Below are 25,709 nucleotides of genomic sequence, written 5' to 3' on the forward strand. Positions count from 1 at the left end.
GCACCTCGTCCCGGGTGGCGTCCGGGCGCGTCCGATGTCCCGGGTGCGGATCTGTTGCTGGACCTCATCGAGCTCGGCCATCCCGTGGTTGCAGCCGCCGTTGCGCGGGATGAACTTCAGCGGGGGCTGCTGGGATGAAATCTGTTTGGTCGTTGACCAGATGGATCGAATGCACTCGCCATACCTTGCGGCCCAACGAGTCCTGAATGTGCCGACTGCGTCCTCTCAGCAGCCCGGCCCTCCGTCCGCGACAACGACCTACATCCGGGCCGGCCTCGACGAAGTCGCCGCCGCGTTGGCAGCTTAGACCGGCGAACCGCACCCCCTCGCCTCCAACACCGCAAACCGACGGGAGGTGACGAGTAAGTGATGTTTGGCCGCGTCCACGTGCTGCGTGACGTGGCCTTCGGTGGAGGCTGAAGCCTCGGCGTTCGCGCGTTTCCTTTCAGCCACGGGCTTTGCTGCGTTCGATGGCTTCTGCGAGAAGTCCAGTCGCTCGCGAGACCAGGGAGCGGCTGGACGCTCGACTGCGTTCGGTGGGCCTATCCGTGGGGCGGGTCATCGTCGATGGCTGTGGACTGTGGCACCGGCGAAGCGGGACCCGGCGTGGGCCGGATCCCGCTGTCGTCACCGGTCAGTCACCTGAGCAGGGTACCGGGGCGAACTCGACATCCGGTGTGCTGAACGGCCGACGCCGGTGCTGCTGTTGGTGCGCCGGGTAAATCGCGACGAAGTACTCCGACCAGCCTCCCATCCGAACCCGCAGCAGGTCCGGGTCCGCGCAGGTGATCGTGAGCAGGTTGGAGCCTGCTCCCGCGGGCGAAGGCCCGGATCACGTCGGTGAGCGCCGCCAACGGGAAGTCCTCCCGGATGTTGAAGTCGGTCGGCGCTACGTTCCACATCGCCGCGCTGCCTTCCCCGCTGAACCCGTCCAGCGCCGCGGAGAAGGGGGCTTCTCGGTAGTCCACCGGCTGGTCGACCGGGCTGGGCGCCGGACTCAGGTCCGAGGCGATGGGCTGCCCGAGCAGCCGCCCGTCCGCCGAGGCTCCGCACATCGCGCCGATCTCGACGCAGTTCTCCTACGAGCCGGCGCCACCGACGTCGTCTCCGCCCGCAGCGAGGAAGGCATCGCCGCAGGCCGCGAGCTCACCGGCGGCCACGGCACGCACGTAGTCCTGGAAGCCGTCGGCACCATGCCCGCCTACGAGCAGGCAGTCGGCGTCGCTCGCCCCGGCGGCGTCATCAGCCGCGTCGGCGTCCCGCAGTACGAGGACGCACCGATCGGATTATCACAGCCCACTGATCACCGCTTCTTGGCCGACGCGGCATTCCTCTCGCCTGCTATCGCGGTGGACACCCGTTCCTGTGCGGAGGGCACCCGATCCAGCTCGATTCCGAAGTACTCGCGGTACGTCTTCAGCAGTGCCTCGTCGGTGTCGAGCCGCCGCAGGGTGCGCCGCCCGTTGTCCTCCTCGACCAGCACGTTCCCTCGCAGCGTTTGCTTCCCCCGCTCGGTGCGTGCGATGGAAATCGGCGCAGCCGCGAACGGCGAGCGCGGGGACGTGCGATACCACCACAGGGACGCGTTTCCGTATTCCACGTCGCGGCCCCTGGTTTCCAGCCGGTACAGCAAATTATTGTTTATCGATACGTCGATATCGCCGTCGGGCGCGGCGGTCAGCAGGTAGGTGCCGTGCGGATCGGGTTGCGGGTCGCGCAGGTCGATCCGCAGTGGGTGCCTGCTGTTGTTTCCCTGGCCAACGTCGACGAGACAGGACACCTGGTCCTGCCCGGACAGCGGAACTGTGACCCTCAGCGCCATGTGGCCGATGCTCTTGTCGAGCACCGAGTTCCGGTAGATCTGGCCGTGCAGCAGTTCCACCCGGTAACCGAACGCGCCCAACAGCATGCCGAACGCGGAGTTGAGCTCCATGCAGCACCCGCCCCGCTGCTGCTCCACGATCTTCCGCACGGCGTCGAGCGTATGCGGCACCGGTTCCCCCGTGTATACCGCGATTGTCTCGAACGGGATCGACAACACGTGGCGTTCCTGGAGGTGCCGTAGCGTCTCCAGGTCCGGGCGTTCCGGGCAGTCAGCGCCGATTCGCGCCAGGTAGGCGTCGACGTAGTGGTCAGCGAGGGCTGGCAGCATATCGTGGTGTCCTCTGTGCTCGGCGGTCATCTTGGCAGTCGTCACAGGGCCTCCGCGTCGTGGTCGAAAAGCCAGTCGAGGGTGTCGCCGATCGGCTGGGCATCGGGACGCTGCCGGGATTCGGAGGCGCCCCGGTGGAAGTTGCGCCCCATATCACCGGAGAGCTGTTGGACCTTCATCGCCCGCGGGCGGCGCACCTGCTCGTAGGTCCGCAACGCCACCGAGACGTCGTCTCCGTGGCGTGCCAGTGCACCGGCCAGGGCAACGGCGTCTTCGATGCCCTGACCCGCGCCCTGAGCCGTGAAAGGCAGCATCGGGTGCGCGGCATCGCCCGCCAGCGCGGTCCGGGCGGTGGTCCAGGCCGGGCCGTCCTCGCGGACGTGCAGGCCCCAGCGGGTGACCGTTTCCGCGGCCTCGACCAGGGGATGCACGTTGTCCCAGTCGGCGAAGGCGTCGAGCACATCCTGGGCCTTTCCCGGCTCCGACCAGGACTCCGCTCCCCACTCCTCGGCGGAAAGGGTCGCGACGAAGTTGACCAGCCTGCCGCCGGCCACCGGGTAGCACACGAAATGCCTGCCCTCCCCGGTCCAGACGATCGACCGGGGCTCGGTGAACGAGGCAGGCAACCCGCTGGCGTCGACTAGGCCGCGGTAGACGCTGAAACCCGAGTACACGGGCTGGTCGTCCACCCTGGCCCGGCGCACCGCAGACCGGATGCCGTCGGCGCCGACCAGCACATCGGCGCCGACGGCAGTGCCGTCGGCGAACCGGCACTGCACGGCCGAGTCATTCTCGGCCACCGACTCGCAGGCCTTGCCCAGCTCGACCACGCCGTCGGGAAGCAGGGACGCTAGCAGCGCGTGCAGGTCGAAGCGGGCGAGCAGGTAGTACGGCGCGCCGTACCGGTTCTCGCAGTCGTCCAGCGGGACGCGGCCCCGCACCTGACCGGTGCGCCCGTCACGCATCTCGATGGCGGTCGAACGCACCGCCACGGCCGCCAGGCCGTCCGCCAGCCCGAGGCGGTGCAGCAGGCGCACCGCGTTCGGGGCGAGCTGGATGCCCGCACCGATGTCGCCGAAGGCGTTCGCCGTCTCGTACACCGCGACGCCGATGCCCGCCCGCCGTAGCGCCGCCGCGTGGGCGAGCCCGGTGATGCCCGCCCCCACGACCGCGACCTCCAGTGGTCTCGTGTCGCTCATCGTCACTTTTCCAAGCAAAACTCGTTGATCGGGTAGCCCACGTGCCGGTCCTGCGTGGGGAGGTAGCCGAGAACCGTGTCTCCCGGCTTGAGCTCAGTGCTGTTGAGCACCACACCCGCCGGGCCGAGCACGCGCACGTGCCAGTCGTCCTGCAGGATCAGGTTGACCGTCTGCCCGTCCGGAGCCACCGCGTCCACGGAGATCAGCGGGCGGCTCTCGATCTTGACGCGGCCCACGGTGACCATCCGGGTCCGGCCCGAGGTGTCCACCGCCATGACCTTGCTGCCGGACTTCAGCTCGCTCAGGTAGTGGGTGCGGCCTTCCGCGGAGAGGGTGTACGAGTGGATGGCGCCCGCGTTGACCCGGAACGGCCGGGTGGGCATGTAGGGCAGCGGATGGGTCTCGCTGACGCACAGGATCATGCCCTTGGAGTGCGAGCCGACCAGGATGCCCTCGTCCTTGCGGAAGTAGGTGCAGGTGTCGACGCAGGCCCGCTCGCCCATGCCGACGTGCTCGGTCGTCGTGACGGTCAGCTCGACGAGGTCCAGCGCGGGACTGCCGTCCGCCGCTGCGGCCTTCAGCGCCGTCGTGTCACCCACCGCCGCGGGCGCCAGCATGACGCCGTCCGAGCCATGCTCCAGCACGCCGAAGATGATTTCAGCCTCGGTCACGTCCTGGGCGATGGTGACCAGCTTCCCGGACGAGCCCGCGGCGGCGGCGATCACGATCTCCAGCGGAATCTTCGTGGGATCGCGGAAGTACAGCAGGCTCCACTGGTTGCTCCGTGCCGACCGGCACGCCTCGTCCAGCGTCGCGGCGTCGGTGATCTCGACGTACTGCCCGAACTCAATTTCGGGATGCGCCGCGGCGAGCTCGTCGAGCTGCCCGTGCTCGTCGGGGACGACGATCACCACGTCGGCCTGGCCGAAATCGTCCGGCAAGCTCTTTCCGGTCGGGAACAGGATCTTCCGCACCGTCGGCGGCAACCCGTCGAAATCGGCGGCGGAGTCCGATAGGATTCCATCCACCTTGATGTGGAGCGCCTCTTCCAGAACGGCGGACTTGGTCGGGCAGGTACGCACGTCGACCCAGGTGAGCTTCATGAAATTTGCATCCTCGGATGTGCAGGGAATTGTCTAAGGACTCGGGCGGAAGAATTCGAGTCGGCTTACGCCATGTCCCGCTGGGCGGCGATCAGCTCGGTCGGAGCGGCTGGCACGATGTCGCCGTGCACCCGCTGCGCAAGCTTCCGGGTGAGATTTCCGGGATGCGGAGCCTGGAAAATGTTGCGGCCCATGGCCAGCCCTGCCGCGCCGCCCCGCATCGCCCCATCGACGAGCTCCAGCAGGTCTTTCTCGTCAGCGGTGCGCAGCCCGCCGGCCACCACGATCGGAATCGGCGACGTGGAGGTGATCCGGCCCATTGCATCGTCCGAGCCGACGTAGTAGGTCTTCACCATGTCGGCTCCGAGCTCGGCCGCCACCGTCACGGCGTGCACCACGATCTCGGGGTCCCGCGGATCGGTGATCCGCGGACCGCGGGGGTACATCATGGCCAGAAGCGGAACGTTCCAGCGGTCGCAGGACTCGGCCACCGCCGCCAGATCCCCGAGCTGCCGCGCCTCCTCGCGGGAACCGATGTTCACGTGCACGCTGACCGAGTCGGCGCCCAGTCGCAGCGCCTCCTCGACCGTCCCGACGAGCACCTTGTGGTCCGGGTCTGGCGCGTGCACGGTGCTCGCGCTGAGGTGCACGATCAGAGACAGTTGCTTGAACCAGGCCGGGTCGACGAAACGCACGTTTCCTTTGTGGAGGACCACGGCGTCCGCGCCATTCGCGGCGAGCTGGCCGACGAGATTGTTCAGGCTGTCCCCGCGACCCGCACAGGGGCCATCGGTGAGTGGATGGTCGAGCGGGACGATCAACGTCCTTTGTGGATTATTTCGAAAAAGTCGATTGAGGCGTAAACGACGCGCCGGTGACAAATGGCGGAAGTATTGCTTCATTCAGCCATCCTATTGCGGTTGTCCGGGAAATGGTTACTGGCCGGATGAACTTATGAGATGACGAGTTGCCGCGTCAACGGTATTGCACCTGCGGGAAAGATGTTTAAACAGAAAGGGAAAAAAATAAATTGATTTCTCAACTACTATTGACTGTGGGTTAATTTCGGTGGTAGCTCTGCTTGAAGTTGCATTTCGCCCAATTTGCGGCGATTTATCCGGCAAGCCTGCAAGCAGGTCCCCGAGCCCAGCACCAACCGAGCGCTCGCCCCCGGGCCCGGCCCGCAGCCGGCGCTCCCGAGCTAGTACGGCAGCAGCCATTCGCTAGCTGACCTGGGTGATGTCGATGTTGCGGGCGAGTCTGGTGCGTTTGTGGAACCAGCGTGGTCGTGCTTGGTGCTTGCGACGCCAGTTCACCCAGTGGGTTTTGTGTTCGGGTGGCTGGGGTGTGGTGTTGGCGATCAGGTGCTTGATCTCGGGGATGGTGAGCGGGATCAGGCCGGGGTCGGTGGGTGGGGGCTGGTCCGGGTGTGCTGGTTCGGGGGCTTGGCTGTCGGTGCGGTCGCGCAGCAATGCGGCGGTGACGGCGCAGACAGCGAGGGCGGCGCAGACGAGCACGGTGTGCCGGGCGATCGCGGTGTAGAGCCTGGCCTGGGACCCAGCACGCCCGGTTCAGCAGCCGCTGCGTCCGGTCCGGGGTCCGGTCCCCGACATGCTGAGCAACCGTCCACCCGTTCCGCTTCGGCATCTCGCTCATCACCGCCCGCACATACTTACGGGCCTGCACGAACGGCTCAATCCGCCGGAAACACCAGCGCAGCCCCTCCAGTAACTCACCCAGCTTCCGCTCAGCCAGCCGAGCACCTATCCTGGGCGCCGCAGCCGCCTGCGATCCTGTTGTCCTCACAAAAACATGATCAACAGGCGGCTGCTCCCCATCGCCACAGGCCCCCAGTCATGGGAGTCCGAGGGTGGATTGGCACCTGGGGCCTGAAGACATCGTGAAGAAGGTATGAACCCGGGTTGGGCATGCTGGTATCTAGGAAGCAAAGCCGACGCTTGGGAGTGCGGACATGATGGCAAACGATCACGGCACGGTGCTCGCCACCATGGTCTTCAACCTGGTAGCCCCGGCGGGTGTGATCGCGCCGGTTGGCGTGGAACTGCGGTACGACAGCCGCAACCCGTACGAGGTCTGCATGAAGTTCAACGTGGGCAAGGCCGGTCAGGTGGATTGGGTGATCGCCCGTGACCTGCTGGCCGACGGGCTGGTCGCCGAGGCAGGCGAAGGTGACGTGCGAATCCGCCCTCGACTGGACGATCCGGGGTTGGTCCTGATCGCGTTGAGCTCGCCGTCAGGGCAGGCCACCTTCGAAGTGAATGCTGATCAGCTTGTGGAGTTCTTGAACGACACCTACGACGTGGTCGCACCCGGTGACGAACACCGGTGGATGAACGTCGACGAGGCGCTGAGCCGGCTGCTCTCGCGCAACCTGTAATGGCTCGGTTCTCCCGAAGCACCGGACGCCAGGCGGCCAGCCTCGCCCGCCCGGGCGGTCGCCGACCGCCAGGGCGCCTACTCCCTCGCCCAACGACTCGAACCCGCCCGCGAGCGCGCAGCGTGTGACCGAGGAAAGGGCCCGGCGATCTCTCGGTCCGCTCGCCGGTTCGTCGTGCGAGCAACAGCTGGCAGTCACTGGAGATATCCGGTCTGGCAACAATCGACTCGATGTCCGACCGGGTTAAACAGGTTCATTCGCGTCACGGCCAAGCCGAGTCCGTGCCGGACTCCGCTAGCGCATTCGGACGATGTGCCTTGCTGATCTGGGAGGGATCATGCGGCCGGCAAGCTGTGGGGCCGATCTACGCCAAGAGCGGCCAAACTGCCATCGGCTCCGCAGATGGAGACTTCGCCAACAACGGGGGTGTCTACGCGACAGTCGGCGCCAATTGGCGTGACCTGCGCGACGATGGCATGCCCACGTTCGTAAGGGTGGAGTTCTTCTTCCTCGTAGAGGGCAAGTGGGAAAGCGCGGGCAGCAGCGAGTCCGCCCGAACCAACACTCACGCCAGCGGGCCCCTGTCCCGCAGGCTGAGGCATGAAGCGACCGCAGCACGCGCCGCGATTCACGTGTGCGTCGACCGCAACGCTCTCCCGGACTTCTGCTCGCGCGACGCGATCGTGTCGTTCAACTACTGACCCGATTTCTGCAGGAGCGGCGGTTCCTGGCGGAGCGCCCGTCCAGGGCATCCCGCGAGCACGGATCGTTCCTGGAGGACTTGCGCAGCCCAAGGTGGGCCGCCTCGGCATCACGAGCAACGTGGTGCCGCCCGGCCCAATCGCCACCCAGATGACCGCCGGACACGCTTACGACACAAGCGAAATCCCGGCAGGTCGTCTGGGCACTCCACGACCGAACCAGGGCATCATGGTTCGCCCGCCGGGCCCCGTGGTGCGGGGATGAGGTCCCGGAGGTACTCGCGGTGCTGGGCGGGTAGTGCCCTGCCGCCTGGCCGTGGTGTTCGTTTGTGGTCCACTGTAGACGGTGAGATGAACACCGGTCGCCGGTCCCGTATCTCGGTTTCCCATCGCTGGTTGTGCGCGCCGCCCTGCGTAAAGGTGCGGAGAACCTCACCGACGAACAACGCGACATCATCAACCAGCTACGCCGGACACGCTACCGGCTCTGGCGTGCCTGGGAACTCAAAGAAGAATTCCGCGACGTCTACCGCGTCATCGACCCCGACGAGGCCCGCGCCTACCTCAAATCCTGGTGTACTCGAGCGCTCCGCAGCCGCATCCCTTCCATGCGAAACCTGGTCCAGCGCATCCGAAACCACTTCGACGCCATCATCGCCGCCATCGAACTCGGTCTCTCGAACTCCTTACTGGAAGGCATCAACAGCAAAATCCGCGTCATCCAACGCCGCGGCTACGGACATAGCCCCGAATCACTGTCCACAATGATCTACCTCTGCCTCAGCGGAATCACCATCACACTACCCACAGAAAGGTGAGGAGAGGGACACCAGTTCGCACGTCATTTATGGTCACTTGATCAGGTGAAACACCCGGCCCGAAACCCAAAAACCCAATCCGCGGAAACGAAAACACCGGAAACCCGACACAGAAACAGCACTGAAAACCAGGGCACGCCGAAGGCGCCACCCAACCACCACCACACCACCAGCACGAGCATCGTGAGCGGTTTCAGGCGCTATAGACCCGAAAATCACGCACGGGCCACCTCGGAACGCAGCGATCACCACCACCCACACCCGCTAGGTGAATGGCCGACCGAGACGAATCCGGCACCCGCCAGCGAAAAGTGACTACCAGTCAAACCCGGCTACGGATCAACCCAAAACCGAACGGCTAACAGCCCCAGGCCACCCGGATTCCGCCGCTCGGCAACGCAAAAGCCCGCGCCAGCCCCCACACTCCACCCACTACGGGGATGGCCCACCTACAACCAAACCCCCAAAAGCCCCGACCCCGGCAAAAAGACCAACCAAGAAGCCGAAACCCACCGGCAATCCCCCCGCCCCCCTTTGCCGGCGCCGTTGTCGCCGACGACGGCCAGCACCTCGCCGCGGACGACCTCGAAGTTGGCGCCGTCGATGGCGGTCACCCGGCCGCAGGTCAGCAGCGCGTCGCTGGTCGGCACCGCCTCCCCGTCGGCGAACAGCTTCGCCACGGCCGTGAGCATGGTGAGCATGGTGAGCATGGTGAGGGTGACGATGAACGCCGGCAGCCGCACCTGCGTCACCAGCGTTCCGGCCACCGCGCCGATGGCTGGTTGATGCCGCCGGTAAGGATGATCAGGATCTGGCCGTCTCACTCGGACAGGGCAGCGCCCCGCAGCAGATCAATCTGCTGCGGGGCGCAGGAGGCAGGCAGATCCTCCGGAGGACCCGATACCCGCCCGCGGATGCGGAAGCCGTCATATTGCTGGGTCGGCTTGGTGGTTGATCGAGGGTCAAGCAGCCAGGAGGCGCGGTACAAGACGCTCTTGCCCGAAACCTAGGGCGTCACGCTCGGGAAGCGCGTCGGGTGAGAACCAGCGGAAATCGATGGCTTTCCCACGAGGACATGGGTCACCCGACATGACGCAGGTGTAAGTGAGGGCGACGGCATGTTTGCGGGCGTCGAAGAACTCGCCGGTGTCAGGATCGGGAAAGTATTCCACCACTTCCTTCAGATTCAGCGTGTCGAGGTCGAGTGAAACCCGGTCACCCAGCGCCCAATCGAAGACCCGCTCGACGGCGTTCGGCAGCGGTTCGCCGTGCTGGACTCCGCCGCCCACGAGGCACCATCGACGGCGGTCCCAGAAGGTGTCGCGGAGTATTAGTCCCACCAAGCGCTCTGGCCCCGGGTGGATCGGCAACACGTCGATGCACAGAATCGGGATCTTCTTGGTGATCTCGTCGTATTCGGCCTCGGGAATCCACTTCCCTTTGGCGGAAGAACTGCTGCTCATAACATCATTCCTCGATGAGTGGTCTTACCGGACGCCATACCGCGGGGACTCCAACGTCCACCGAAGACACCGGAACGAGGGTGGCCGGACCCTGTTGGTTGAGCAGTGGCCCGATGGGGATTTCCTGCTCTGACGGGTCCGCCTCGGCTCGCGTGTTCCGGATCCGGTGCTCGATGGCGGCTTTGATCTCGTCAGTCCTCAGCTTCAACGGGCCGACCCAGCAGGGCAGGTGCTGCTCGGTCTTGGCTTCGTCGCAAGGGAGTTTTTCGACCCAGCAGCCGCTCGGGGCTAAATACGTGTACCGCTCGGCTTCGGCAGGATGCATCAGTACGACCCCGACGGCCGGGACGGCGGCCTGCGCGATCTTCTCCGCGTCCCGGACGGACACCACATTGTCGCCGAGGAGGACCTGGACCTCAGGCGATGTGACAAGTCGAAGACCCGTGAGGAGCGCGTCTCCTGGTCCATTCGGCTGACGCTGGATGACGATCTCTGCCGGGAGGTCGCCCAGCACTTGGCAGAGGGGCAGCGCGTTCTCCGGGGCGGCGACGATCACGATCCTCCCATCTGAGACGCGCAACGCTGTCCGGGCGAGCCGGCGGATGAGAGGTTCGCCATCAATGATGATCAACGGCTTGAAGTAAGGCGGTGTGATGTCCTTGAGTCTGCTACCGCGTCCGGCGGCAAGGATTACGACATCCATACCGTGCTGGTCTCCTTGATCAACTCTGTCTTGGTCTGGTCGCGGAAATGCACTAGTTTCCACGCGCTTCCTTCGGTGACCTTGACGCCCAGGTCGTAGTTGTCGTCGACGTACACGCCGCCCGCAGGGGAAATCCCGTCAAGCGCTTTCCGTTTGCCCATGCTGTCCAGATCGGTTCCGGCCAGGAACGCGCTCAATGACGGATCAGCGGAGTCAAGAGTTCTCTGGACGACTTCGCGCGTGCCGGAGGTGATGAACTTGACGGTCCATCCGCAGGCATGCAACGTGCGGGCGGCTTGAGTGCCCGCGAGTGTTGTGACCCTGCTCCTGCTGAGTAAGTCGAGGTGAGCCTGGGTTTTTTGATCGTGGATGGCTTGGGCGCGCCCGAGATCTCCCCCGCAGCGCTCGGGGAGCCAAGTGTGCCATGTACTGCCCCAGAGTTGGTCGGGCAACTCAATGCCGACCTCGGCATAGGCTCGCCGTACGATCTTCTCCCGGGTGTCGACCAGTACCCCGTCGATGTCGAACACCACTACAGCCGACATGTCGCCGCTCCAATCAAGCTGTCCACGCATTCCTCCAGAAGGTGCTTCGCCTTTCTTGCTGAGACGTAAACCATCGAACGAAGGAGGTGCACGATTCCGAAGTACAGAGCGGCCATCAAGTCATCGTGTGCTAGTCTCGTCATCGAAATGACCATATCGAGTGGAACGTTGTCGGGTGCTGGTAGTTCGTAGGTCACCCGCTCGTATCCCACGCAGGACTGGAAAATTCGGCCGATATCCAGGGCGATCACGTCGGGAAGGCCTGGGGTCGATGGGATGGGATCGATCAAGATCATCGATCCGTCGCGAGTGAAAAGAACGTTGTCGAATATCGGATCCCCATGCGTGAGACCCCGGGAAAGCCGATCCCATTCTATTCGGGCGCGCAGTCGATCGAATACATCTCTCCTGCGTCCGGTCAACGGTGCCGTGATGGGGGACAGTCGATCGGCATGAGCCGATTCGTCGAATTCGACTTCTGGCGCCTCGCGCCAAAAACTGGCTTGCAGCAGCCGGACGATGGATGTCGCAAGCTTCCGGCCGTCCAGCAGTTCAAGAGGGATCGTGTCGAGCCGGTCCATGGTGTATCCCCACTGCGAGCTGTTCCGGAAAACACTGCGGACCTCCGGTAGGGCTTGATTGCTGTGTCCTAGAATCCATTCACCTTGAGCGACAACGCGGCTGCCAAGCGTGGTGTTCGGCGGGCCGTACTTAACTACCTGATCTTCGGATGCCGGTGTGATGTCCGCGCCCGATCGGCCCCGCTGGTCCGGCACACGGTAATGCAGTTCCGGTCCTGGTGAGCTTGATAACCCGTAGGCCTCCATAATTCTTCGTACTGATGCTGACTCGTGTGCTGCGGTGTTCAATTACGACTCCGTGCTTGCGGAAGCAGATGTCCGAGATTCGCTGAGGATTTTCTGTTCGGTCGCGGGTAAGTAGGTCGGCGTTGCGTATCCGAGTCGCCGAAGTTTCAGTCCTGGTTCCAGTCTGCTGCCCGGTGTCTGTCTTTTCGACTATTTCAAAATTTCGGGCGGTCGCCAGCAAGGTCTTGTCTTGATACCCCTCTGCGCTCGTTCCGTTGCCCTTTCGTACTCGGATCGTCGATGGGTCAGCAGCCGAAGGAACGCCTGATGACGAGGTCGGCACTGGTCGCTTTGCGGTTTCCCTGGCGATGTGCTGCCGTAAGAGCGGTGGAGCCGTATACGCGGATGCGGGCCCAGGCTTTGGCGTCTTTTCCAGGGCGGGGTGTCAATGGCGTCTGAATTTTGACCACTTTTCGGCCAGCTGAATGCTGACCCCTTTGTCCGGTCTGTTGATGTTTAGTCTTCGGTTGTGCTGGCTGTGGGGACGCGAACAGCAGGGATGGGCCGGCGAAGCCGAAGGACTCCGGGTCAGCCTCGCCGCCGCCAAGGATAAACTCGCCAACTGGGCAGCAGTATGCGCGCAGCAGGTGAGGTCGAACGCTTCCATGATCTCCCTGTCAGACTTGGTCACGGGATCCCTCCGGAACAGGGTCGGCATCGACCGGCAATCAGAGCTAACCCCGCCGGAGGGATCCCGTGACGCATTGCTGTTCAGGCTCAGGCGTGTCCGAGAGATCACACGTCCGCCCACCCGGAAATTTCATGTCCGCCGATCCGGACCGAACTGTCCACCCACCAGGATTTTTCGCGTCCGCCGACAGTTGCTGCGGTCCATCCGGCTACTTCTTGCGGGTCGTTTGGTTACGGGTTTCCTTCTCTGGTGCTGGACGGTCGGTGTGCCCGGTATTCGAGGGCCGCACCGACCGTGTCCAGAACGCCCGGGGCTGCTTCCCGGTCAGTCGTTGAGCAGGTCGATTGCCACCTCGGCCATGAGCTGTACGCCGAGGGTGCAGTCCTCGGGCAGTGACCACTCGTCAGGGGAGTGCGAGATACCGTCACGTTGGCTACGGACGAACACCATCGCGGTCGGGCAGATCGTGGCGAGTTGCTGCGCGTCGTGCCCGGCGCCGGACCAGAGCCTGCGCCCTGGCAGGCCGTGAGCCTCGATCCGGCCGGCCACCCGGTCCACCATCGCTGGATCGAACGTCGCGGGCGCGGTTCGGGACATTCGCTCGCAGGTGGTCAGCTCGCAGCCGTAGGTCAGGGCGACGTCTTCGGCGAGATGGCGGATTGCGCTTTCGGCCTTCGCGAGCACTGCCTCCTCCGGGGCGCGCAGGTCGACTGTCAGGGTTGCCGCTGCCGGCACGACGTTGACCTGTTGCGGGAGGGTGTTCATCGCACCGACTGCCACGGTGAGGCCCGGATGATCCTCGGTGAGGGCGTGCAGGCGTAGCCGCAGCGCCGCCATGGCCAGTCCGGCGTCCCGGCGCATTTCCATCGGGGTCGCGCCGGCGTGTGCTGCGGCACCGGTGAGCGTAATCCGGATCCACGAGGTGCCAACGACTCCGGTGACCGCGGCTACGGGAAGATTTTCCCGTAGCAACACCGGCCCCTGCTCGATATGTGTTTCCAGATATGCGTGCGGCGGGCGGTCGACCAGGAGTGGCGCGGCGCCGAGCAGACCGTGCACGCGCAGTTCGTGCTCGACGGTTCTCCCTTCGGAGTCGGGGATGGCCAATGCGGCATCCGGTTCGAGCAGTCCGCATGCGACGGACGAACCGAGCAGGTCGCGGCCGAAACGCGTGCCTTCCTCGTCGGTGAACACCGCGACGGCGAGCGACCGGCGCGGCCGGGGGCCGGCCGCCACCGCGCGCAGCACTTCTACGGCGCCGAGCACACCTAGGCAGCCGTCGAACCGGCCGGCGTTGACCACGCTGTCCACATGCGAGCCGAGCAGGACCGGGGACAGGCCGGGGTCGGTGCCCGGCAGGATCGCGATGGTGTTGCCGATGGCATCGTGGTTGATTTCGCAGCCGGTCTCGGCCAGCCAGGACTCCACCAGACGCCGGCCCTGCGCGTCCGCCTCGGTAACCGCCAGCCTGGTGACCCCACCGCCGCTTACCCTGCCGACGATGGACAGTTCGGCCAACCGTTGCCAGAGGGACTCGCCGTCGATCTCCGGCACGGTGGAGCGGCGGTACGTCCCGGTCATGAGACCACCAGCAGTTCGGGCGCGGCCCTGGTGGTGAGCAGCTCAGCGCCGCCTTCTCGGATGACGATGTTCTCTTCGTGCACCATCATCCTGCCGGGCGCGAACTCCATGCCTGGCTCGATCGCCAGCACGGTGCCCGCTTCCAATACCGTTTCGTCGTCCGGGTGGATGCTCGGTGGTTCGGTGAGCTGGAGGCCCAGCCCGTGCCCGAGCCTGCCCACGTTGTTGCCCGCCGAGCCGGCCGCGGCCAGTTCATCGGCCATCACCTTCCACAGGTCGCACACTCGGATCCCTGGACGGGCGGCCGCGATGCCGACTTCGGTGGCGTGCCACACGGCTTCGTAGGCTCGGCGCACCGCGTCGTCGGCCGTGCCGATCGCCCAGTTGCGGTCGAAGTCGCAGAAGTAGCCGTCGAAGACCGTGCCCGTGTCGATGATGAGCACGTCACCGGTGTCCAGTGCCCGGTCGGTGGGCCCCATGATGATGTTGTCATAGCCGCCAGGACCGGACACGCCGATCAGGTAGGGACTGGTGTCGGCGCCCCGCGCGATCAGGTCGGCACGCATCCGCTGCACCACGGCGCGTTCGGTGTCACCTGCCCGGATCAGTTCGGGTACTCGGGCATAGGCGTCCGAGGCGAGTTGGCAGACGAAGCGGATCTTGTCGATCTCCAGCTCGGACTTGACGTGCCGGCAGTACCGGATCACCGCAGAGCCATCTGTGATGGTCACGCCCGCTCGGGAGGCGATTTCCGGCAGTTGTCCTGCAGGCATCCGCAGCTGCAGCTCGGGGCCCAGCTCGGCGCCGACGGTGCCGCCCGCGCCGGCCAGCTCGCGCAGGGTGCCGGCGAGCAGACTGACCCCGTCATCACCGGGGTTCGGCGCGGGCCACGTGCGCACGTCGGTGACCCAGGTGGCGCGCATGCCCGGCTCGCCGATCTCGGGGATCACCGCGACCGGGGCGCCTGCTGCAGGCACCACCACGTACCAGGGTCGGGTCGGGCTCTCCCAGAACTGGGTGTCGAAGCCGGTGAAGTAGCGCACCTGCTGGGGTGCGGTCACCAACAGGGCGTCCAGGCCGTGCTCGCGCATCGCGTGCTGTGCCCTGGCAGCCCGCTGTTCGAACTCGGCGGCGGGGAAGCCCCGCGGCGGGGTTTTCACAGAAATGGCGGTCATAGCGCCTCCTCACTTTCCGGTGTCGGTCGGTACCGAGCTGGCTTGGTGCAGGTCGTGGTGGCGGGTTTCCGGCGCCATGAGCACCGACACGATCAGTCCGAGGACACAGATCAGACCGGCCAGCAGCATGGTGGCGCCGATACCCATGTGGCCCAGCAGAATCGGAGTGACGAACGTGCCGACGCCGGCGCCGATCCTGCTGACCGTGGTTCCCAGGCCCACGGCGGTGGCCCGGATGGCGGTGGGAAAGAGCTCGTTGGGATAGATCCATTGCAGGATCGTCGGACCGCCGATGGCGAGCGCGTAGAGCACGAACAGCGTCACGATCACCGGGGTCGGAGCGGTGGGCATCAGGCCGAGGAGCAGCAGCGCGACGGTGGCCACAGCGAACGGCCAGATCAGCAATGTTCGCCGGTTGAGCCGGTTGGCCACCAGTGTTGCGATCACGCAGCCGACCAGGAAGAACACGCCGATGGCGGCCGAGCCGAGGTTGGCCTGCCTCGGGTCGTCGAGATTGAGCGCGCTGAGCAGAGCGGGGCCGAAGGCGTAGATGGCGTAGACGGGCCAGAGCGAGCAGGCCCAGAACACCGCGACGAAGACGGTCCGGCGCAGATAGCCCTTGGAGATCAAACCGCGCAGGCTGGTCTGGCCCGGTTCGGCGGGCAACTCGTCCAGCTCCGCGTCCGGTCCGAGTGCTTTGCGCAGCGCGGCCTTGGCTTCCTCGGTGCGCCCCTTGGACAGCAGCCAGCGGGGCGACTCGGGTGTGCCGAAGCGGGCCACCATCAGCACGGCTGCGGGGATCGCGGGAGACAGCAGCATCCACCGCCAGGCGTCGGGACCGAGCTGGAGAAGCGCCTCGCCGACCAGGTACGCGATGGTGTTGCCTGCCGCCCACATGGTCGTCAGCCAGCCGAGCATGCTGCCTCGGTGCCGGCGCGGGGTGAACTCCGCGAGCAGCGAGGTGGCGATCGGGTAGTCAGCCCCGATGGCCAGCCCCACCACGAAGCGCAGAATGAGCAGCCACACCGGGCCGTCCACGAAGAACTGGGCCACCGAACCGACGACGATCGCCGCCAGATCGATGGTGTACATGGCCTGTCGGCCGACCAGATCTGTCACGTAACCGAAGACCAGGCCGCCGAGGAACATTCCCAGCAGCGCGGATGCGGCGAGCAGGCCCTGCCAGACCGGGCTCAGGTCCCACAGGGGCACCACCTGTGTGAGGGCCAGCCCGATGATGCCGAGCACATAACCGTCCAGGAGGGGGCCGCCGGCGGAGTAGAGGGTCAACCTGCGGTGAAACCAGGTCAGTGGCGCGTCGTCCACGCTTGTCTTTGATGTTGGTCGGCCGGCATCCCGGTGATATCGGGTCGCTTCGGCTTGTCCTGTGTCGTGCTGTCGCATGCCACCGCCCTGTCTGTGTGTGGGGTCCGACACATGCCGCAGGACCTTAAGGTTGTTCAACAAAGACTGTCAACGCCTCGCATAGTCCCAGGAATGTGTTGAGCATTGTTGAACAAGCTAGCTATAGTGCGAGCATGGCTGAAGGCATAGACCTGACGGGCACGACCGCCGACCGTGCGGCGGAGGAGTTGCGTGAAGGCATCGTCACGGGCGCATTGCCGCCCGGCACCCCGCTGCGCGAGGTCATCCTGGCGGCCGAGCTCGGCGTTTCTCGCAACACGCTCCGCGAAGCGCTGCGCCTGCTCACCATGGAAGGGCTGGTGAGCCAGCGGCTGCACAAGGGCGCGGTGGTGAACACCATGTCCGCCGAGCGGATCCAGGACATCTACCTGGTGCGGCGAACTCTCGAATTGCGCGCGGTGGAGGAGAGTGGCGCCGCGACACCGGCCGCGCTGGCCGCCATCGATGGTGCGGTGCGGGCAGAAGAGCGAGCCGAACAAACCGGGAACTGGCGGGAAGTGGGCACTGCGAGCCTGCGTTTCCACTGCGCGATCGTGGCCACGCTGGGCAGCCCGATGCTGGACGCGATGTTCCGGGGCGTCACCGCCCAGCAGCGACTGGCATTCGCCGTGGTGGCAGAAGAACGACGGATCCAGCAGCCCTGGGTGTCGCGGGACCGGGAGATCTGCGATCTCATCCACGCCGGCTACCGCGCAGCCGCCGGAAGAGCGCTGCGGGAATACCTGGAGGACTCGGAACGCGTGGTACTCGGCCTGGTCGGCGAAGACGCCAACGCGACCGTGGACACGATCAGCAAGGAGGCATGATGGGGTCCTACCCTGCCGCATACCAGCCCGGTGCGAACGCCACGTTCGCTGCCGACCGGGACCTCTACGGGCGCATCGGCAACGCCTCACCGGATCAGCGGATTCAGGTCGAGTCGTTCATCATTCCGCCGCGCTCCGGGCGGGCCTGGGAAGTACCGGCCGGCTCTGTCTGCCGGATCATTGCCGTCGACGGCCCGCAGGTCGGCGACCTCAACGTGTGGCACCGGCACAACCCGCGTGAGCGGATGTGGGCGTCGCGGACCCGCCAGCTGCAGCGTGCGCACGTGTCCACCTACGACCGCATCTGGTCCACGCTGCCTTACCTGCGGCCACTGCTCACCATCACAGGGGACAGCCTCGAGGGCTACGGCCTGGATGAGCACGGTGGCCGCGTTCATGACCTACTCGGCACCCGGTGCGACCCGTACGTCAACCGGTTGCTCACCGGGGAGGACTTCGATTTCCACTGTCACTCCAACCTCACCCGCGCGGTGCTGCCCTACGGGCTGACCGAGCTGGACGTGCACGACGTGCTGAACGTCTTCCAGTGCACGGGGCTCAACGACGAGGACCGCTACTTCATGAAGGCAAGCCCAGCACGGCGTGGCGACTTCCTGGAGTTCTTCGCCGAGGTCGATCTACTGTGTGCACTGTCCACCTGCCCCGGCGGCGACTTGAGCATTCCCTTGTGGGGTCCGGACGCGGGCGATTCCAGCGAGGTATGCCGCCCGCTCGGTATCGGGGTGTACCGGCTGGACCCGGCCCTGCTCGACGGTTGGACACCACCCGAACCGGCTCTGTATCGCAACATGCACGGCCTGACCCTGCCCTCCGTCGCCCAGTCGCAGGGCGACGGCTCGTGGTGGGTGCGCGACTCTCCCACGACCGGCGCTCCGGCCGAGCCCCTGGACACCGCAGCGACCGACTTCCACCGAACGCTGCCCGGCTACCAGCCCACACCACTGCAGGATTTGCCCGAGCTCGCCGAAAAGTACGGCGTCGGCCGGCTCTGGGCGAAGGTGGAATCCACCAGACTGGGCATGCCGTCGTTCAAAATGCTCGGCGCGTCATGGGCATGCTGCCGTGCACTTGCCGACCGCGTCGGTGCCCCACCGATCCCGGACGAGCTGCGGCCGCGGGTGACGGGGAGGTTCACGCTGGTCGCGGCCACCGACGGCAACCACGGCCACGCGGTCGCCCGCACCGCCCGCTGGCTCGGCGTAGCCTGCCGGATCTACCTCCCCGAGTCGATCGGCGCCGAGCGGGCCGCGGCGATCAAAGAAGAGGGCGCGGACGTCATAGTGGTGCAGGGCAGCTACGACGACGCGATCGCGCTGGCAGCAACACAGGAAAACGACAACACACTGGTCATCTCCGACACCGCATGGCCGGGCTACGAACAAGTGCCGCGTACGGTGATCGACGGCTACGCCACATTGTTCGGTGAGATCGAAGCACAGCTCCCGGACGGAGAGCTGCCCGATCTCGTGATCGTGCAGGTTGGCGTAGGCGCACTGGCAACGGCCGTCGCGCGCTGGCTTTCCCGGTTGCCGGGACGCCGCCCCCGCCTGTTGGCAGTGGAACCCACCGACGCGGGTTGCCTGCTGCGCTCGCTGCGGGCAGGCGCGCCGACGGAGGCCCCGGCACCACATCGCTCCGGAATGGACGGCCTGAACTGCGGCAATGTCTCGCCGATCGCCTGGCCGACGCTGGCCGCCGGGATCGACGCGGCACTCGCGGTAGACGACGCTGCGGGCGCAGCGGCGGTGGCATCGCTGCACAGTTCCGGGGTGAGCACCGCGATGACTGGCGCCGCGGGCATCGCCGGTCTGGATCGTCTGACCAGCGACGAGTCGCTCGACCTGCTCCGCCGCCACCTGGACGTCTCGGCGAACACTCGAGTGCTCGCTCTGGTCACCGAGGGGGCTACTTCGGCAGGGTGACCATGAGGTCAATTCCGCCCTCGGCACATGCGGTTGTATCTAGCTGGCGTGCGGGGTGTTGTCGTGCTCGGTGGCCCAGGCTGCGATTTGGGAGCGTGAGGTGAAGCCGAGTTTGACGAGAATGTTCTCGACGTGGGCTTCGGCGGTGCGCTGGGAGATGACCAGGTTGCTGGCGATTTGCTTGTTGCTCATGCCTTGGCGCACGAGTTCGGCGATTTCCCGCTCGCGTCGGCTAAGGCGTGCGCGCGGCTCTTGCCGGGGAGCGGGCTCGGTGCGTGGCGGTTTGCCGCGGGCGTAGGCGATGGCTTGTTCGAGGCTGACGTCCGCGCCTTGGGCGTAGCGGTGACGGTACTGGTCGTCGCCGAGAGCGTGGCGGGTCCGTTGTTCGCATTCGTCGTGGTAGTGGCTGAAGAAGGTCAGCAGTGGTGCGCCGGCTTCGCGGCGGATGGTTTCGGCGGTGCCGAACAGCTGGGCGGCGTCGTCGTGGCGGTTTTCGCTTGTGGCTACCCATGCGAGCGTTTCGGCGCACAGTCCGGTGCAGTGGTGGTCGTTGAATTCCTGCAGGAGGTCGAGGCTTTCGCGGGCGAGTGTGGCGGCTCGTTGCGGCTGGCCTTGCCGCCAGGCCTCGACGCCGAGGCCCCAGAGGGCGTAGGAGCAGCGCCAGCTTTCGCCGTATTTGCGTGAGAGCGCGAGAAGTTCCTCGTATGCGGCGGTGACGCGTTCTGAGTCGCCGTGCAGCGAGGCGCTGGTGCCGAGGACGACTAGGTCGGTGGAAAACCATGGCAGGTTCCCGGAAAACCGCAGCCGGGGGATCACTTCTTCACAGAACTTAATCGAATTTGAGAGGTCGCCTTGCAGTGCCGCGTTGAGGGCTTCGGCAACCCGGAGCAGTGCGGCCGTGTCCGCGTCGTGATCGGCGGTGAGCGTGCGGGCCTCGCTGATGAGAGTGGATGCTGCGGGAACATCGCTTTGCAGAAGGGCGAGGTAGCTGGCACTAATGAGCAAACGCAGCCGGTAGCCGTCTTTCTCGGTGCCATGCTGAAGGATTCGGTCGCACCAGCGGCGGCCTTCGCTGGTGAGTCCGCTGACGCGCCAGTAGTCGTGGAGGGCGTCGGCGATGCGCGTTCCGGCGACGGTACCTGTCGGCTCGTTCAGGCAGAATTCGAGTGCGGTGCGAATGTTGGCGTGTTCGGTTCGCAGGCGTGCAAACCAACGGGCTTGATCGGGACCGAACCAGTGCTGCTGCATCTGCTCGGCCAGGTTCAGGCACCAGTCCCGGTGTCGTTGGCGAACCGGCGTCTCCTGGCCGGAATGTCGCAGCATGTCGCGGCCATACTGCCGGATGGTCTCCAGCAGCCGGTACCGGGCCTGGCCGCCACGGTCATCGCGGATGAGGATCGACTTGTCCACCAGTCCTGCCAGTGCGTCTAGAACGCTGGTTTGGGTTAGGTTTTCGTCCGCGCAGACCGCCTCGGCGCCGTCGAGATCGAAGCTGTCGGCGAAGACAGAGGTACGTGCCCACAGCTCTTTCTCGTTGCTGGAGCACAGATCGCAACTCCATTCGATCAGGGCGCGCAGCGTCTGATGTCGCGGCAGCGCGGCCCTGTTGCCGGTAGTGAGCAGGCTGAACCGGTCGTCCAGCCGTCGCAGGACTTGCTCGGGGGACAGCACTTTCAGGCTCACCGCCGCCAGTTCGATTGCCAGGGGAATGCCGTCCAGTCGTCGGCAGATTCCGGAGGCGACATGTCCGTTGCGGTCATCGAGGACGAAGTCCGGCAGGACCGCTTTCGCACGATCCGTAAACAGCTCGATAGCTTCGTAACCGGCCAACGCACTGGGCCTAACACCGCTGTCGGCATCCGGGCATTGCAGGGCGGAGACCGGCAGGATGGACTCGCCGGCGATGCCGAGCACCTGGCGGCTGGTGACCAGGATCCGCAGTTCAGGACACCGTTCGAGCAGGGCCGCCACGGTGAGCGCGCAGGTGTGAAGCACATGTTCGCAGTTATCGAGCACCAGCAGCAGACGCCGGTCCGCGACATGCTCGGCTACTGTCTCGGCGGTCCAGCGTGTGGACTGATCGTGGATGCCCAGTGCGGACACGATCGCTTGTGGAACGAGCCCCTCGTCTTCCAGGCCCGCGAGTTCGACCAGCCAGACACCGTCGGGGAAGGCTCGCCGCATGTTCCACGCGGCGCGCGAGGCCAGCCTGGTCTTGCCCACGCCGCCCACGCCGGTCAGGCTGACCAGCCGGGAGGAGGACAGCGCCTGCCTGACCTGGCTCAGCTCTTTGCGCCGGCCGATGAAGCTGGTGAGCTCGGTCGGCCATTTTCCCTGCAAGCGCGGCGCGGACACGTCGGTCATAGCAGTTCCAGGCTAGCTCGGGGGCTCGTGAGAAACCCGCCGCAAGTACGCAGGTGATCTACGGTCTGGTCAGCCGTGCACGTGCAGCGGTTTGCCGGCCAGGGCGAGGTGGGCCTCGCCGAGGGCTTTGGTCTGGGTGGGGTGACGTGCACGAATTGTAGATTAGCTGGGCTTCGCCGACGAGTTCGCCGACGCGGTCGCCGACCAGGTGCAGTCCAAGGACCGGGCCGTCGGCGGCGCGCACGAGCCGCACGCGCACGAGCCGCAAACGAACCCTGCCAAGGTGTGACGGCGTTGTTTCAGCCGTCGGACTTGGACTCCGTCCGGCCTGCCCAGATCCCGCGCGCATGCTTGAGGTGTCGCCTCATGACTTCGACCGCGTCTTCGGTCCGGCCCGCTTCGACGGCGTCGAGGAGTTCGTCGTGTTCCCGGATGGATGCCACCAATACCTGTGTGCCGGCCAAACGGTCGAGACCGTAGAGCCGTGTCTGGTCGCGGAGTTGGCCGACGATATCCACCAGCCGAGGGTTGTCGAGGTGCGCCAGCAGGGCCAGGTGGAGCTGTCGGTCGATGCCGAGGTAGCCGATCAAGTCGTCGGCGAGAACGGCTTTCCGAGCCCGATCGGCGAGATCACGCAGGGCCGTGAAATCGTCGACGAGGACGTGCGCGGTGATCTCGCGGACGGCGCCGACTTCCAGCATGAGCCGGATCTGCAGAATCTGGTCCAGATCGGCATCGGTGAGCACGCGGACGCGAAAGCCGCGATTGCGCACCATTTCGATCAGCCCTTCCTTGGTCAGGTCGAGCAACGCCTCGCGGACGGGTGTGATCGAAACCTGCAGCTGCTCCGCGATCTGGCCGATCGCGTAGAGCGTTCCGGGCTGGAGTTCTCCGGACACGATCTGCGCGCGGATCACATCAGCCGCGTCGCCGCGCAGACTCTGGCGTCGAAGCCCCGTGGACGGTGTGGTCGCCGCGCCGGGATCGGACATGCGAACCCTCTCCTAATGTCAACCTTCGCCGCACAGCCTAGTCCGGTTTGAAACCTGATGTGTAAGGTATCGCTGCCTTTGCTGCTTACACGGCGCGATGGAAGGCGGTTATCAGCAGGACACGTCCGTCATCGAAGTGCAGGCGTGGCGGCAGCGAAGTTCCCCGCCGCGACTTCCCGCAGCGCGTGGCGGACCGCCTCGATGGCCTCGGGCATGTACACGCGCTCGCGGATCTCCGCCTGCTCAACACCTGCTCGGTGCCGGTCACGGTTCCATCCTCCAGGTTGACACCTCATAAGTGTTCGCCCCTGCTGGGTATCGCCCCTGGCCCGGACACTGGTCTGCCGGCAGCTGGCAGTCTCACCGGTCTTCCCGCTCACCAGGTGCGCGCGGTGATCGAGGCGATGGCCATCGACTGGCAACCGCTGGACTGCAAGGACCGTATGTGGCCCAAGTCGACCACGGACATGGATCGAGTCGAACGGGCAATCATCCTGCCTTTTTCCCTCGTTCGCCCCGCTGTGGTGTACTGCTGAAGTACCAGGAAAGTTTAAGCTTCCAAACTGTATCGCTCGGCGAGTCACCTAATGTTAATGGGAGCGCTATTCAGAAGTCGGAAATTGATCTTCGCCGCTGGGCGGCGGCGTAGGCGTCGAGGCGAGTTCTGCGTAAACCTATGAGAATACGCTGGACCAAATTTCCTGCGGCAACTGGCTGATTATCAGCGAAGGTGGGTTCGGCGGGACTCTCGGGAGTCCGAAAAGGCAACTTCTTCTTAGTTGCTCCAATCACAGAAAGATCCTTATATGGTCTCGGATACTATTCCTTACGGGCATCTTCTTTTTGCGCACGGCCATGCCGCGGAGGCGGAACGGTTGACTGCATTGGCGGCGGCGTTCGACCCTGACACCATTCACCGGCTCGAGAACCTCGGCATCCAGCCCGACTGGAACTGTTTGGAGATCGGTGCGGGCGTCGGTACGATTGCCGGCTGGCTGGCAACCCAATGTCCTAGCGGCCGTGTCGTTGCCACGGATCTCGACACCAGCCTGATTTCAGACGAAGGGTGTCCCCCGAATTTGCAGATTATCGAGCACGATGCGACTGTCGATGATTTCCCCGAGGGTACCTTCAATCTGATTCATTCCAGGTTTGTGTTCGAGCACCTCGAAGAGCGTGACGCCGTGCTCGCCAAGGCCGTCCGCTGGCTGGCCCCAGGTGGCTGGCTTCTCCTGGAGGACACCGGACCGTTCCCGTTCGATTCATCGCCGAATGAGTTGTACCGCAGGGTCAGCAAGGCCGTGCTGTCGATCGCCACCAAGCGAATGGGAAGCGACTACGAATGGTCGCGAGCGTTCCCGTCTCAGTTGCGCGCGAACGGGCTGGTCCACACTGGTGTCCACGCCTCGAGTCATGGTGTTGGAGCCACTCCGATGGGCCGTGCGTGGCGCCTGACTGCCGAACACATCGCGGCCGACCTGAATACAGACTTCGGGATCACCGCAACCGAGCTCGCGGCTTTTGCCGACCAGATCGAGAGCCCCTCGTTCGATGACCTGTGCATCGCGAGCATCGCAGCCTGGGGGCAGAAACCTCCTGTGGCAGGTTTGCCCAGCCAGCGATCCTCTGGGTGAGCGGGGCCAGCATGTCGACGCGGCAACTCGAAGAGAGTCGTCGCTACCGGCACTCCGAACGCTAATCCGCGAGGCCCGGCCGGGGCAGATGTGGTGGAACCCGCAACTCGGTTCGCTGCTTCCGGCAGCCTCGGTTCCGTCGACACGGTCCAAAGTGGAATGTCTGGCGCCTGGAGCCGGACCTTTCAAACTGGACGCCATCCTTGCCGATGCCCCACCTCGAGTTTGCCGCTCGGTGCTGGTCTCCGCGCCCGTGGACACCGCGCAGACACTGGGCCGAATCCAGTCCTCGCGGAACCATCCACCCACGTTCCTATCTCGTCACATCTTGAGAGCAGGCAAATGGACCTTGAACTGAAGGATCGAGTAATACTCGTGACTGGGGCATCTGCCGGCATCGGACGGGCAACTGCCGAACTGCTCGCAGTGGAGGGAGCCACCGTTGTTGGCGTGAGCCGCAAACCGGGGCCGAGCGACCCGGATCGACAGATCGATCACGTCATCGCAGATGTGACCGACCCGCAAGCAGGTGATCGCATCGTCGAAACAGTACTGCAACGCCATGGCCGCCTCGATGGACTGGTCAACAACGCCGGTGGGTTGGACCTCCGAAGCGGCTTCCTCGACATCACCGAGGAACAGTGGCTAGACATGTTCGACTTGAACTTCCATGCCGCGCGGCGCATGAGCAAAGCTGCACTACCGGCACTTCTCGCATCTGGTAACAGTGCGATCGTCAATGTCTCCAGCTCTTCTGCGCATTTGGGCACAATGCTTAATCCCGACTACGCGGCAGCCAAGCTGGCACTGTTGTCCCTGTCAAAAACCTTGGCTGCCGAGTTCACCAGCAAAGGAGTCAGATCAAACGTGGTCACTCCTGGATTGACCAGGACGGCAATCTATGAGAGCCCCGGCGGTTTCGGGGAGAAAGTGGCAAAACTCCGCGGGATCGAATTTGCTGGCATTGTCGACTACATGGCCACTTCGGTTCGTCCGCAACTGACGAAACGGGTAAGCGAACCCGAGGACGTCGCTCGCGTGATTGCCTATCTTGTCTCCCCATTGGCAAGCCAAGTTACAGGTGCGGAATGGGTAATTGATTCCGGCGTACTCATGCAGGTCTGAGCAGGCGGCAAGGTCGCTGCGGGGTTTCTCTTTGGCGGTCCAGGCCAGCAGGATCTGCTGGCCTGGACCGTCGCCTTCCAACCGG

The 25,709-nt window shown here is 65.1% G+C and carries 24 protein-coding genes and 2 pseudogenes; 9 read left to right on the forward strand and 17 right to left on the reverse strand.

All coding sequences use genetic code 11. From position 1 onward, the window contains the following. Positions 1–638: 638 nt before the first annotated feature. A complete protein-coding gene (locus DL519_RS03410; RefSeq protein WP_190812842.1) occupies positions 639–1,055 on the reverse strand; it encodes a hypothetical protein in 417 nt (138 codons plus the stop codon). A gap of 33 nt (positions 1,056–1,088) precedes the next feature. Between DL519_RS03410 and DL519_RS03415 the strand changes: the two are divergent. After that, positions 1,089–1,286 (forward strand): annotated as a pseudogene (locus DL519_RS03415) (zinc-binding dehydrogenase); the annotation flags it as partial. A gap of 17 nt (positions 1,287–1,303) precedes the next feature. Here the strand turns inward: DL519_RS03415 and DL519_RS03420 are convergent. The 5 genes from DL519_RS03420 to DL519_RS03440 form a co-directional block, all read right to left on the reverse strand. Then, the gene (locus DL519_RS03420; protein ID WP_190812843.1) at positions 1,304–2,197 is read right to left on the reverse strand and encodes an arylamine N-acetyltransferase family protein; all 894 of its coding nucleotides are present in this window, start codon (positions 2,195–2,197) and stop codon (positions 1,304–1,306) included. Beyond that, positions 2,194–3,351, reverse strand: a complete 1,158-nt coding sequence (locus DL519_RS03425; RefSeq protein WP_190812844.1) for an FAD-dependent monooxygenase — start codon at positions 3,349–3,351, stop codon at positions 2,194–2,196. The genes DL519_RS03420 and DL519_RS03425 overlap by 4 nt, the downstream gene beginning before the upstream one ends. 2 nt (positions 3,352–3,353) lie before the next feature. After that, entirely contained in the window at positions 3,354–4,454 is a 1,101-nt protein-coding gene (locus DL519_RS03430) for a 3-dehydroquinate synthase II (RefSeq protein WP_190812845.1), read from the reverse strand. A 65-nt stretch (positions 4,455–4,519) separates the two neighbouring features. Next, on the reverse strand, positions 4,520–5,356 hold the full coding sequence (locus tag DL519_RS03435; RefSeq protein WP_190812846.1) for a 2-amino-3,7-dideoxy-D-threo-hept-6-ulosonate synthase: 837 nt from the start codon (positions 5,354–5,356) through the stop codon (positions 4,520–4,522). Positions 5,357–5,677: 321 nt separating this feature from the next. Further along, positions 5,678–5,971: a hypothetical protein gene (locus DL519_RS03440; protein WP_190812847.1), complete on the reverse strand. Its 294-nt coding sequence runs from the start codon at positions 5,969–5,971 to the stop codon at positions 5,678–5,680. 455 nt (positions 5,972–6,426) lie between these two features. On the opposite strand from DL519_RS03440, the gene DL519_RS03445 reads away from it, so the two are divergent. The 3 genes from DL519_RS03445 to DL519_RS03455 all read left to right on the forward strand — a co-directional run bounded on the left by DL519_RS03445 (position 6,427) and on the right by DL519_RS03455 (position 8,371). Then, on the forward strand, positions 6,427–6,852 hold the full coding sequence (locus DL519_RS03445) for an SsgA family sporulation/cell division regulator (protein ID WP_190812848.1): 426 nt from the start codon (positions 6,427–6,429) through the stop codon (positions 6,850–6,852). Between the two features lie 317 nt (positions 6,853–7,169). Next, on the forward strand, positions 7,170–7,553 hold the full coding sequence (locus tag DL519_RS03450) for a hypothetical protein (RefSeq protein WP_190812849.1): 384 nt from the start codon (positions 7,170–7,172) through the stop codon (positions 7,551–7,553). A gap of 398 nt (positions 7,554–7,951) precedes the next feature. Then, positions 7,952–8,371, forward strand: a complete 420-nt coding sequence (locus DL519_RS03455; protein ID WP_190812850.1) for a transposase — start codon at positions 7,952–7,954, stop codon at positions 8,369–8,371. 449 nt (positions 8,372–8,820) lie between these two features. Here the strand turns inward: DL519_RS03455 and DL519_RS49650 are convergent, their stop codons facing one another. The 8 genes from DL519_RS49650 to DL519_RS03495 all read right to left on the reverse strand — a co-directional run bounded on the left by DL519_RS49650 (position 8,821) and on the right by DL519_RS03495 (position 16,661). Beyond that, on the reverse strand, positions 8,821–9,123 hold the full coding sequence (locus DL519_RS49650; RefSeq protein WP_397545096.1) for a hypothetical protein: 303 nt from the start codon (positions 9,121–9,123) through the stop codon (positions 8,821–8,823). Between the two features lie 210 nt (positions 9,124–9,333). Next, complete coding sequence (locus DL519_RS03465; RefSeq protein WP_190812851.1) at positions 9,334–9,834, reverse strand: DUF4916 domain-containing protein; 501 nt, start codon at positions 9,832–9,834, stop codon at positions 9,334–9,336. Positions 9,835–9,838: 4 nt separating this feature from the next. Further along, positions 9,839–10,537 (reverse strand): nucleotidyltransferase family protein, encoded by a 699-nt coding sequence (locus DL519_RS03470; RefSeq protein ID WP_190812852.1) that lies wholly within the window; start codon positions 10,535–10,537, stop codon positions 9,839–9,841. Beyond that, positions 10,525–11,082, reverse strand: a complete 558-nt coding sequence (locus tag DL519_RS03475) for an HAD family hydrolase (RefSeq protein WP_190812853.1) — start codon at positions 11,080–11,082, stop codon at positions 10,525–10,527. The genes DL519_RS03470 and DL519_RS03475 overlap by 13 nt, the downstream gene beginning before the upstream one ends. Continuing rightward, a complete protein-coding gene (locus DL519_RS03480; RefSeq protein WP_190812854.1) occupies positions 11,070–11,951 on the reverse strand; it encodes a phosphotransferase family protein in 882 nt (293 codons plus the stop codon). Before DL519_RS03480 ends, DL519_RS03475 begins: the two co-directional genes overlap by 13 nt. 952 nt (positions 11,952–12,903) lie before the next feature. Continuing rightward, positions 12,904–14,160, reverse strand: a complete 1,257-nt coding sequence (locus DL519_RS03485; RefSeq protein WP_190812855.1) for a Zn-dependent hydrolase — start codon at positions 14,158–14,160, stop codon at positions 12,904–12,906. Next, complete coding sequence (locus DL519_RS03490; protein ID WP_190812856.1) at positions 14,157–15,335, reverse strand: M24 family metallopeptidase; 1,179 nt, start codon at positions 15,333–15,335, stop codon at positions 14,157–14,159. The genes DL519_RS03485 and DL519_RS03490 overlap by 4 nt, the downstream gene beginning before the upstream one ends. A 9-nt stretch (positions 15,336–15,344) precedes the next feature. Continuing rightward, positions 15,345–16,661: an MFS transporter gene (locus tag DL519_RS03495; RefSeq protein ID WP_190812857.1), complete on the reverse strand. Its 1,317-nt coding sequence runs from the start codon at positions 16,659–16,661 to the stop codon at positions 15,345–15,347. Between the two features lie 212 nt (positions 16,662–16,873). Here DL519_RS03495 and DL519_RS03500 point away from each other — a divergent pair, with 212 nt between their 5' ends. After that, complete coding sequence (locus DL519_RS03500; RefSeq protein WP_190812858.1) at positions 16,874–17,566, forward strand: GntR family transcriptional regulator; 693 nt, start codon at positions 16,874–16,876, stop codon at positions 17,564–17,566. Then, positions 17,563–19,509, forward strand: coding sequence for a diaminopropionate ammonia-lyase (locus DL519_RS49355; RefSeq protein WP_190812859.1), 1,947 nt, complete (start codon positions 17,563–17,565; stop codon positions 19,507–19,509). Before DL519_RS03500 ends, DL519_RS49355 begins: the two co-directional genes overlap by 4 nt. A 39-nt stretch (positions 19,510–19,548) precedes the next feature. Here the strand turns inward: DL519_RS49355 and DL519_RS03510 are convergent, their stop codons facing one another. From DL519_RS03510 to DL519_RS03520, 3 genes and pseudogenes are all read right to left on the reverse strand, one after another. Next, entirely contained in the window at positions 19,549–21,873 is a 2,325-nt protein-coding gene (locus DL519_RS03510) for an ATP-binding protein (RefSeq protein ID WP_190812860.1), read from the reverse strand. A gap of 69 nt (positions 21,874–21,942) precedes the next feature. After that, positions 21,943–22,126 (reverse strand): annotated as a pseudogene (locus DL519_RS03515) (dihydrolipoyl dehydrogenase); the annotation flags it as partial. A 46-nt stretch (positions 22,127–22,172) separates the two neighbouring features. Next, positions 22,173–22,865, reverse strand: a complete 693-nt coding sequence (locus DL519_RS03520) for a GntR family transcriptional regulator (RefSeq protein WP_190812861.1) — start codon at positions 22,863–22,865, stop codon at positions 22,173–22,175. 392 nt (positions 22,866–23,257) lie between these two features. On the opposite strand from DL519_RS03520, the gene DL519_RS03525 reads away from it, so the two are divergent. The 3 genes from DL519_RS03525 to DL519_RS03535 all read left to right on the forward strand — a co-directional run bounded on the left by DL519_RS03525 (position 23,258) and on the right by DL519_RS03535 (position 25,624). Then, complete coding sequence (locus DL519_RS03525) at positions 23,258–23,401, forward strand: hypothetical protein (protein ID WP_190812862.1); 144 nt, start codon at positions 23,258–23,260, stop codon at positions 23,399–23,401. Positions 23,402–23,671: 270 nt separating this feature from the next. Beyond that, complete coding sequence (locus tag DL519_RS03530) at positions 23,672–24,499, forward strand: class I SAM-dependent methyltransferase (protein WP_190812863.1); 828 nt, start codon at positions 23,672–23,674, stop codon at positions 24,497–24,499. A gap of 342 nt (positions 24,500–24,841) precedes the next feature. After that, the gene (locus tag DL519_RS03535; RefSeq protein WP_190812864.1) at positions 24,842–25,624 is read left to right on the forward strand and encodes an SDR family NAD(P)-dependent oxidoreductase; all 783 of its coding nucleotides are present in this window, start codon (positions 24,842–24,844) and stop codon (positions 25,622–25,624) included. Positions 25,625–25,709: the final 85 nt, after the last annotated feature.

The sequence above is a fragment of the Saccharopolyspora pogona genome (genome assembly GCF_014697215.1).
Classification (GTDB): Bacteria; Actinomycetota; Actinomycetes; order Mycobacteriales; family Pseudonocardiaceae; genus Saccharopolyspora; species Saccharopolyspora hattusasensis.

Bases quoted from the DNA above. Each gene is read 5' to 3' on its own strand.
- DL519_RS03410 (WP_190812842.1), bottom strand. From the start codon at position 1,055: ATGTGCGGAGCCTCGGCGGACGGGCGGCTGCTCGGGCAGCCCATCGCC.
- DL519_RS03425 (WP_190812844.1), bottom strand. From the start codon at position 3,351: ATGAGCGACACGAGACCACTGGAGGTCGCGGTCGTGGGGGCGGGCATC.
- DL519_RS03430 (WP_190812845.1), bottom strand. From the start codon at position 4,454: ATGAAGCTCACCTGGGTCGACGTGCGTACCTGCCCGACCAAGTCCGCC.
- DL519_RS03435 (WP_190812846.1), bottom strand. From the start codon at position 5,356: ATGAAGCAATACTTCCGCCATTTGTCACCGGCGCGTCGTTTACGCCTC.
- DL519_RS03445 (WP_190812848.1), top strand. From the start codon at position 6,427: ATGATGGCAAACGATCACGGCACGGTGCTCGCCACCATGGTCTTCAAC.
- DL519_RS03465 (WP_190812851.1), bottom strand. From the start codon at position 9,834: ATGAGCAGCAGTTCTTCCGCCAAAGGGAAGTGGATTCCCGAGGCCGAA.
- DL519_RS03470 (WP_190812852.1), bottom strand. From the start codon at position 10,537: ATGGATGTCGTAATCCTTGCCGCCGGACGCGGTAGCAGACTCAAGGAC.
- DL519_RS03475 (WP_190812853.1), bottom strand. From the start codon at position 11,082: ATGTCGGCTGTAGTGGTGTTCGACATCGACGGGGTACTGGTCGACACC.
- DL519_RS03485 (WP_190812855.1), bottom strand. From the start codon at position 14,160: ATGACCGGGACGTACCGCCGCTCCACCGTGCCGGAGATCGACGGCGAG.
- DL519_RS03490 (WP_190812856.1), bottom strand. From the start codon at position 15,335: ATGACCGCCATTTCTGTGAAAACCCCGCCGCGGGGCTTCCCCGCCGCC.
- DL519_RS03500 (WP_190812858.1), top strand. From the start codon at position 16,874: ATGGCTGAAGGCATAGACCTGACGGGCACGACCGCCGACCGTGCGGCG.
- DL519_RS49355 (WP_190812859.1), top strand. From the start codon at position 17,563: ATGATGGGGTCCTACCCTGCCGCATACCAGCCCGGTGCGAACGCCACG.
- DL519_RS03510 (WP_190812860.1), bottom strand. From the start codon at position 21,873: ATGACCGACGTGTCCGCGCCGCGCTTGCAGGGAAAATGGCCGACCGAG.
- DL519_RS03520 (WP_190812861.1), bottom strand. From the start codon at position 22,865: ATGTCCGATCCCGGCGCGGCGACCACACCGTCCACGGGGCTTCGACGC.
- DL519_RS03530 (WP_190812863.1), top strand. From the start codon at position 23,672: ATGGTCTCGGATACTATTCCTTACGGGCATCTTCTTTTTGCGCACGGC.
- DL519_RS03535 (WP_190812864.1), top strand. From the start codon at position 24,842: ATGGACCTTGAACTGAAGGATCGAGTAATACTCGTGACTGGGGCATCT.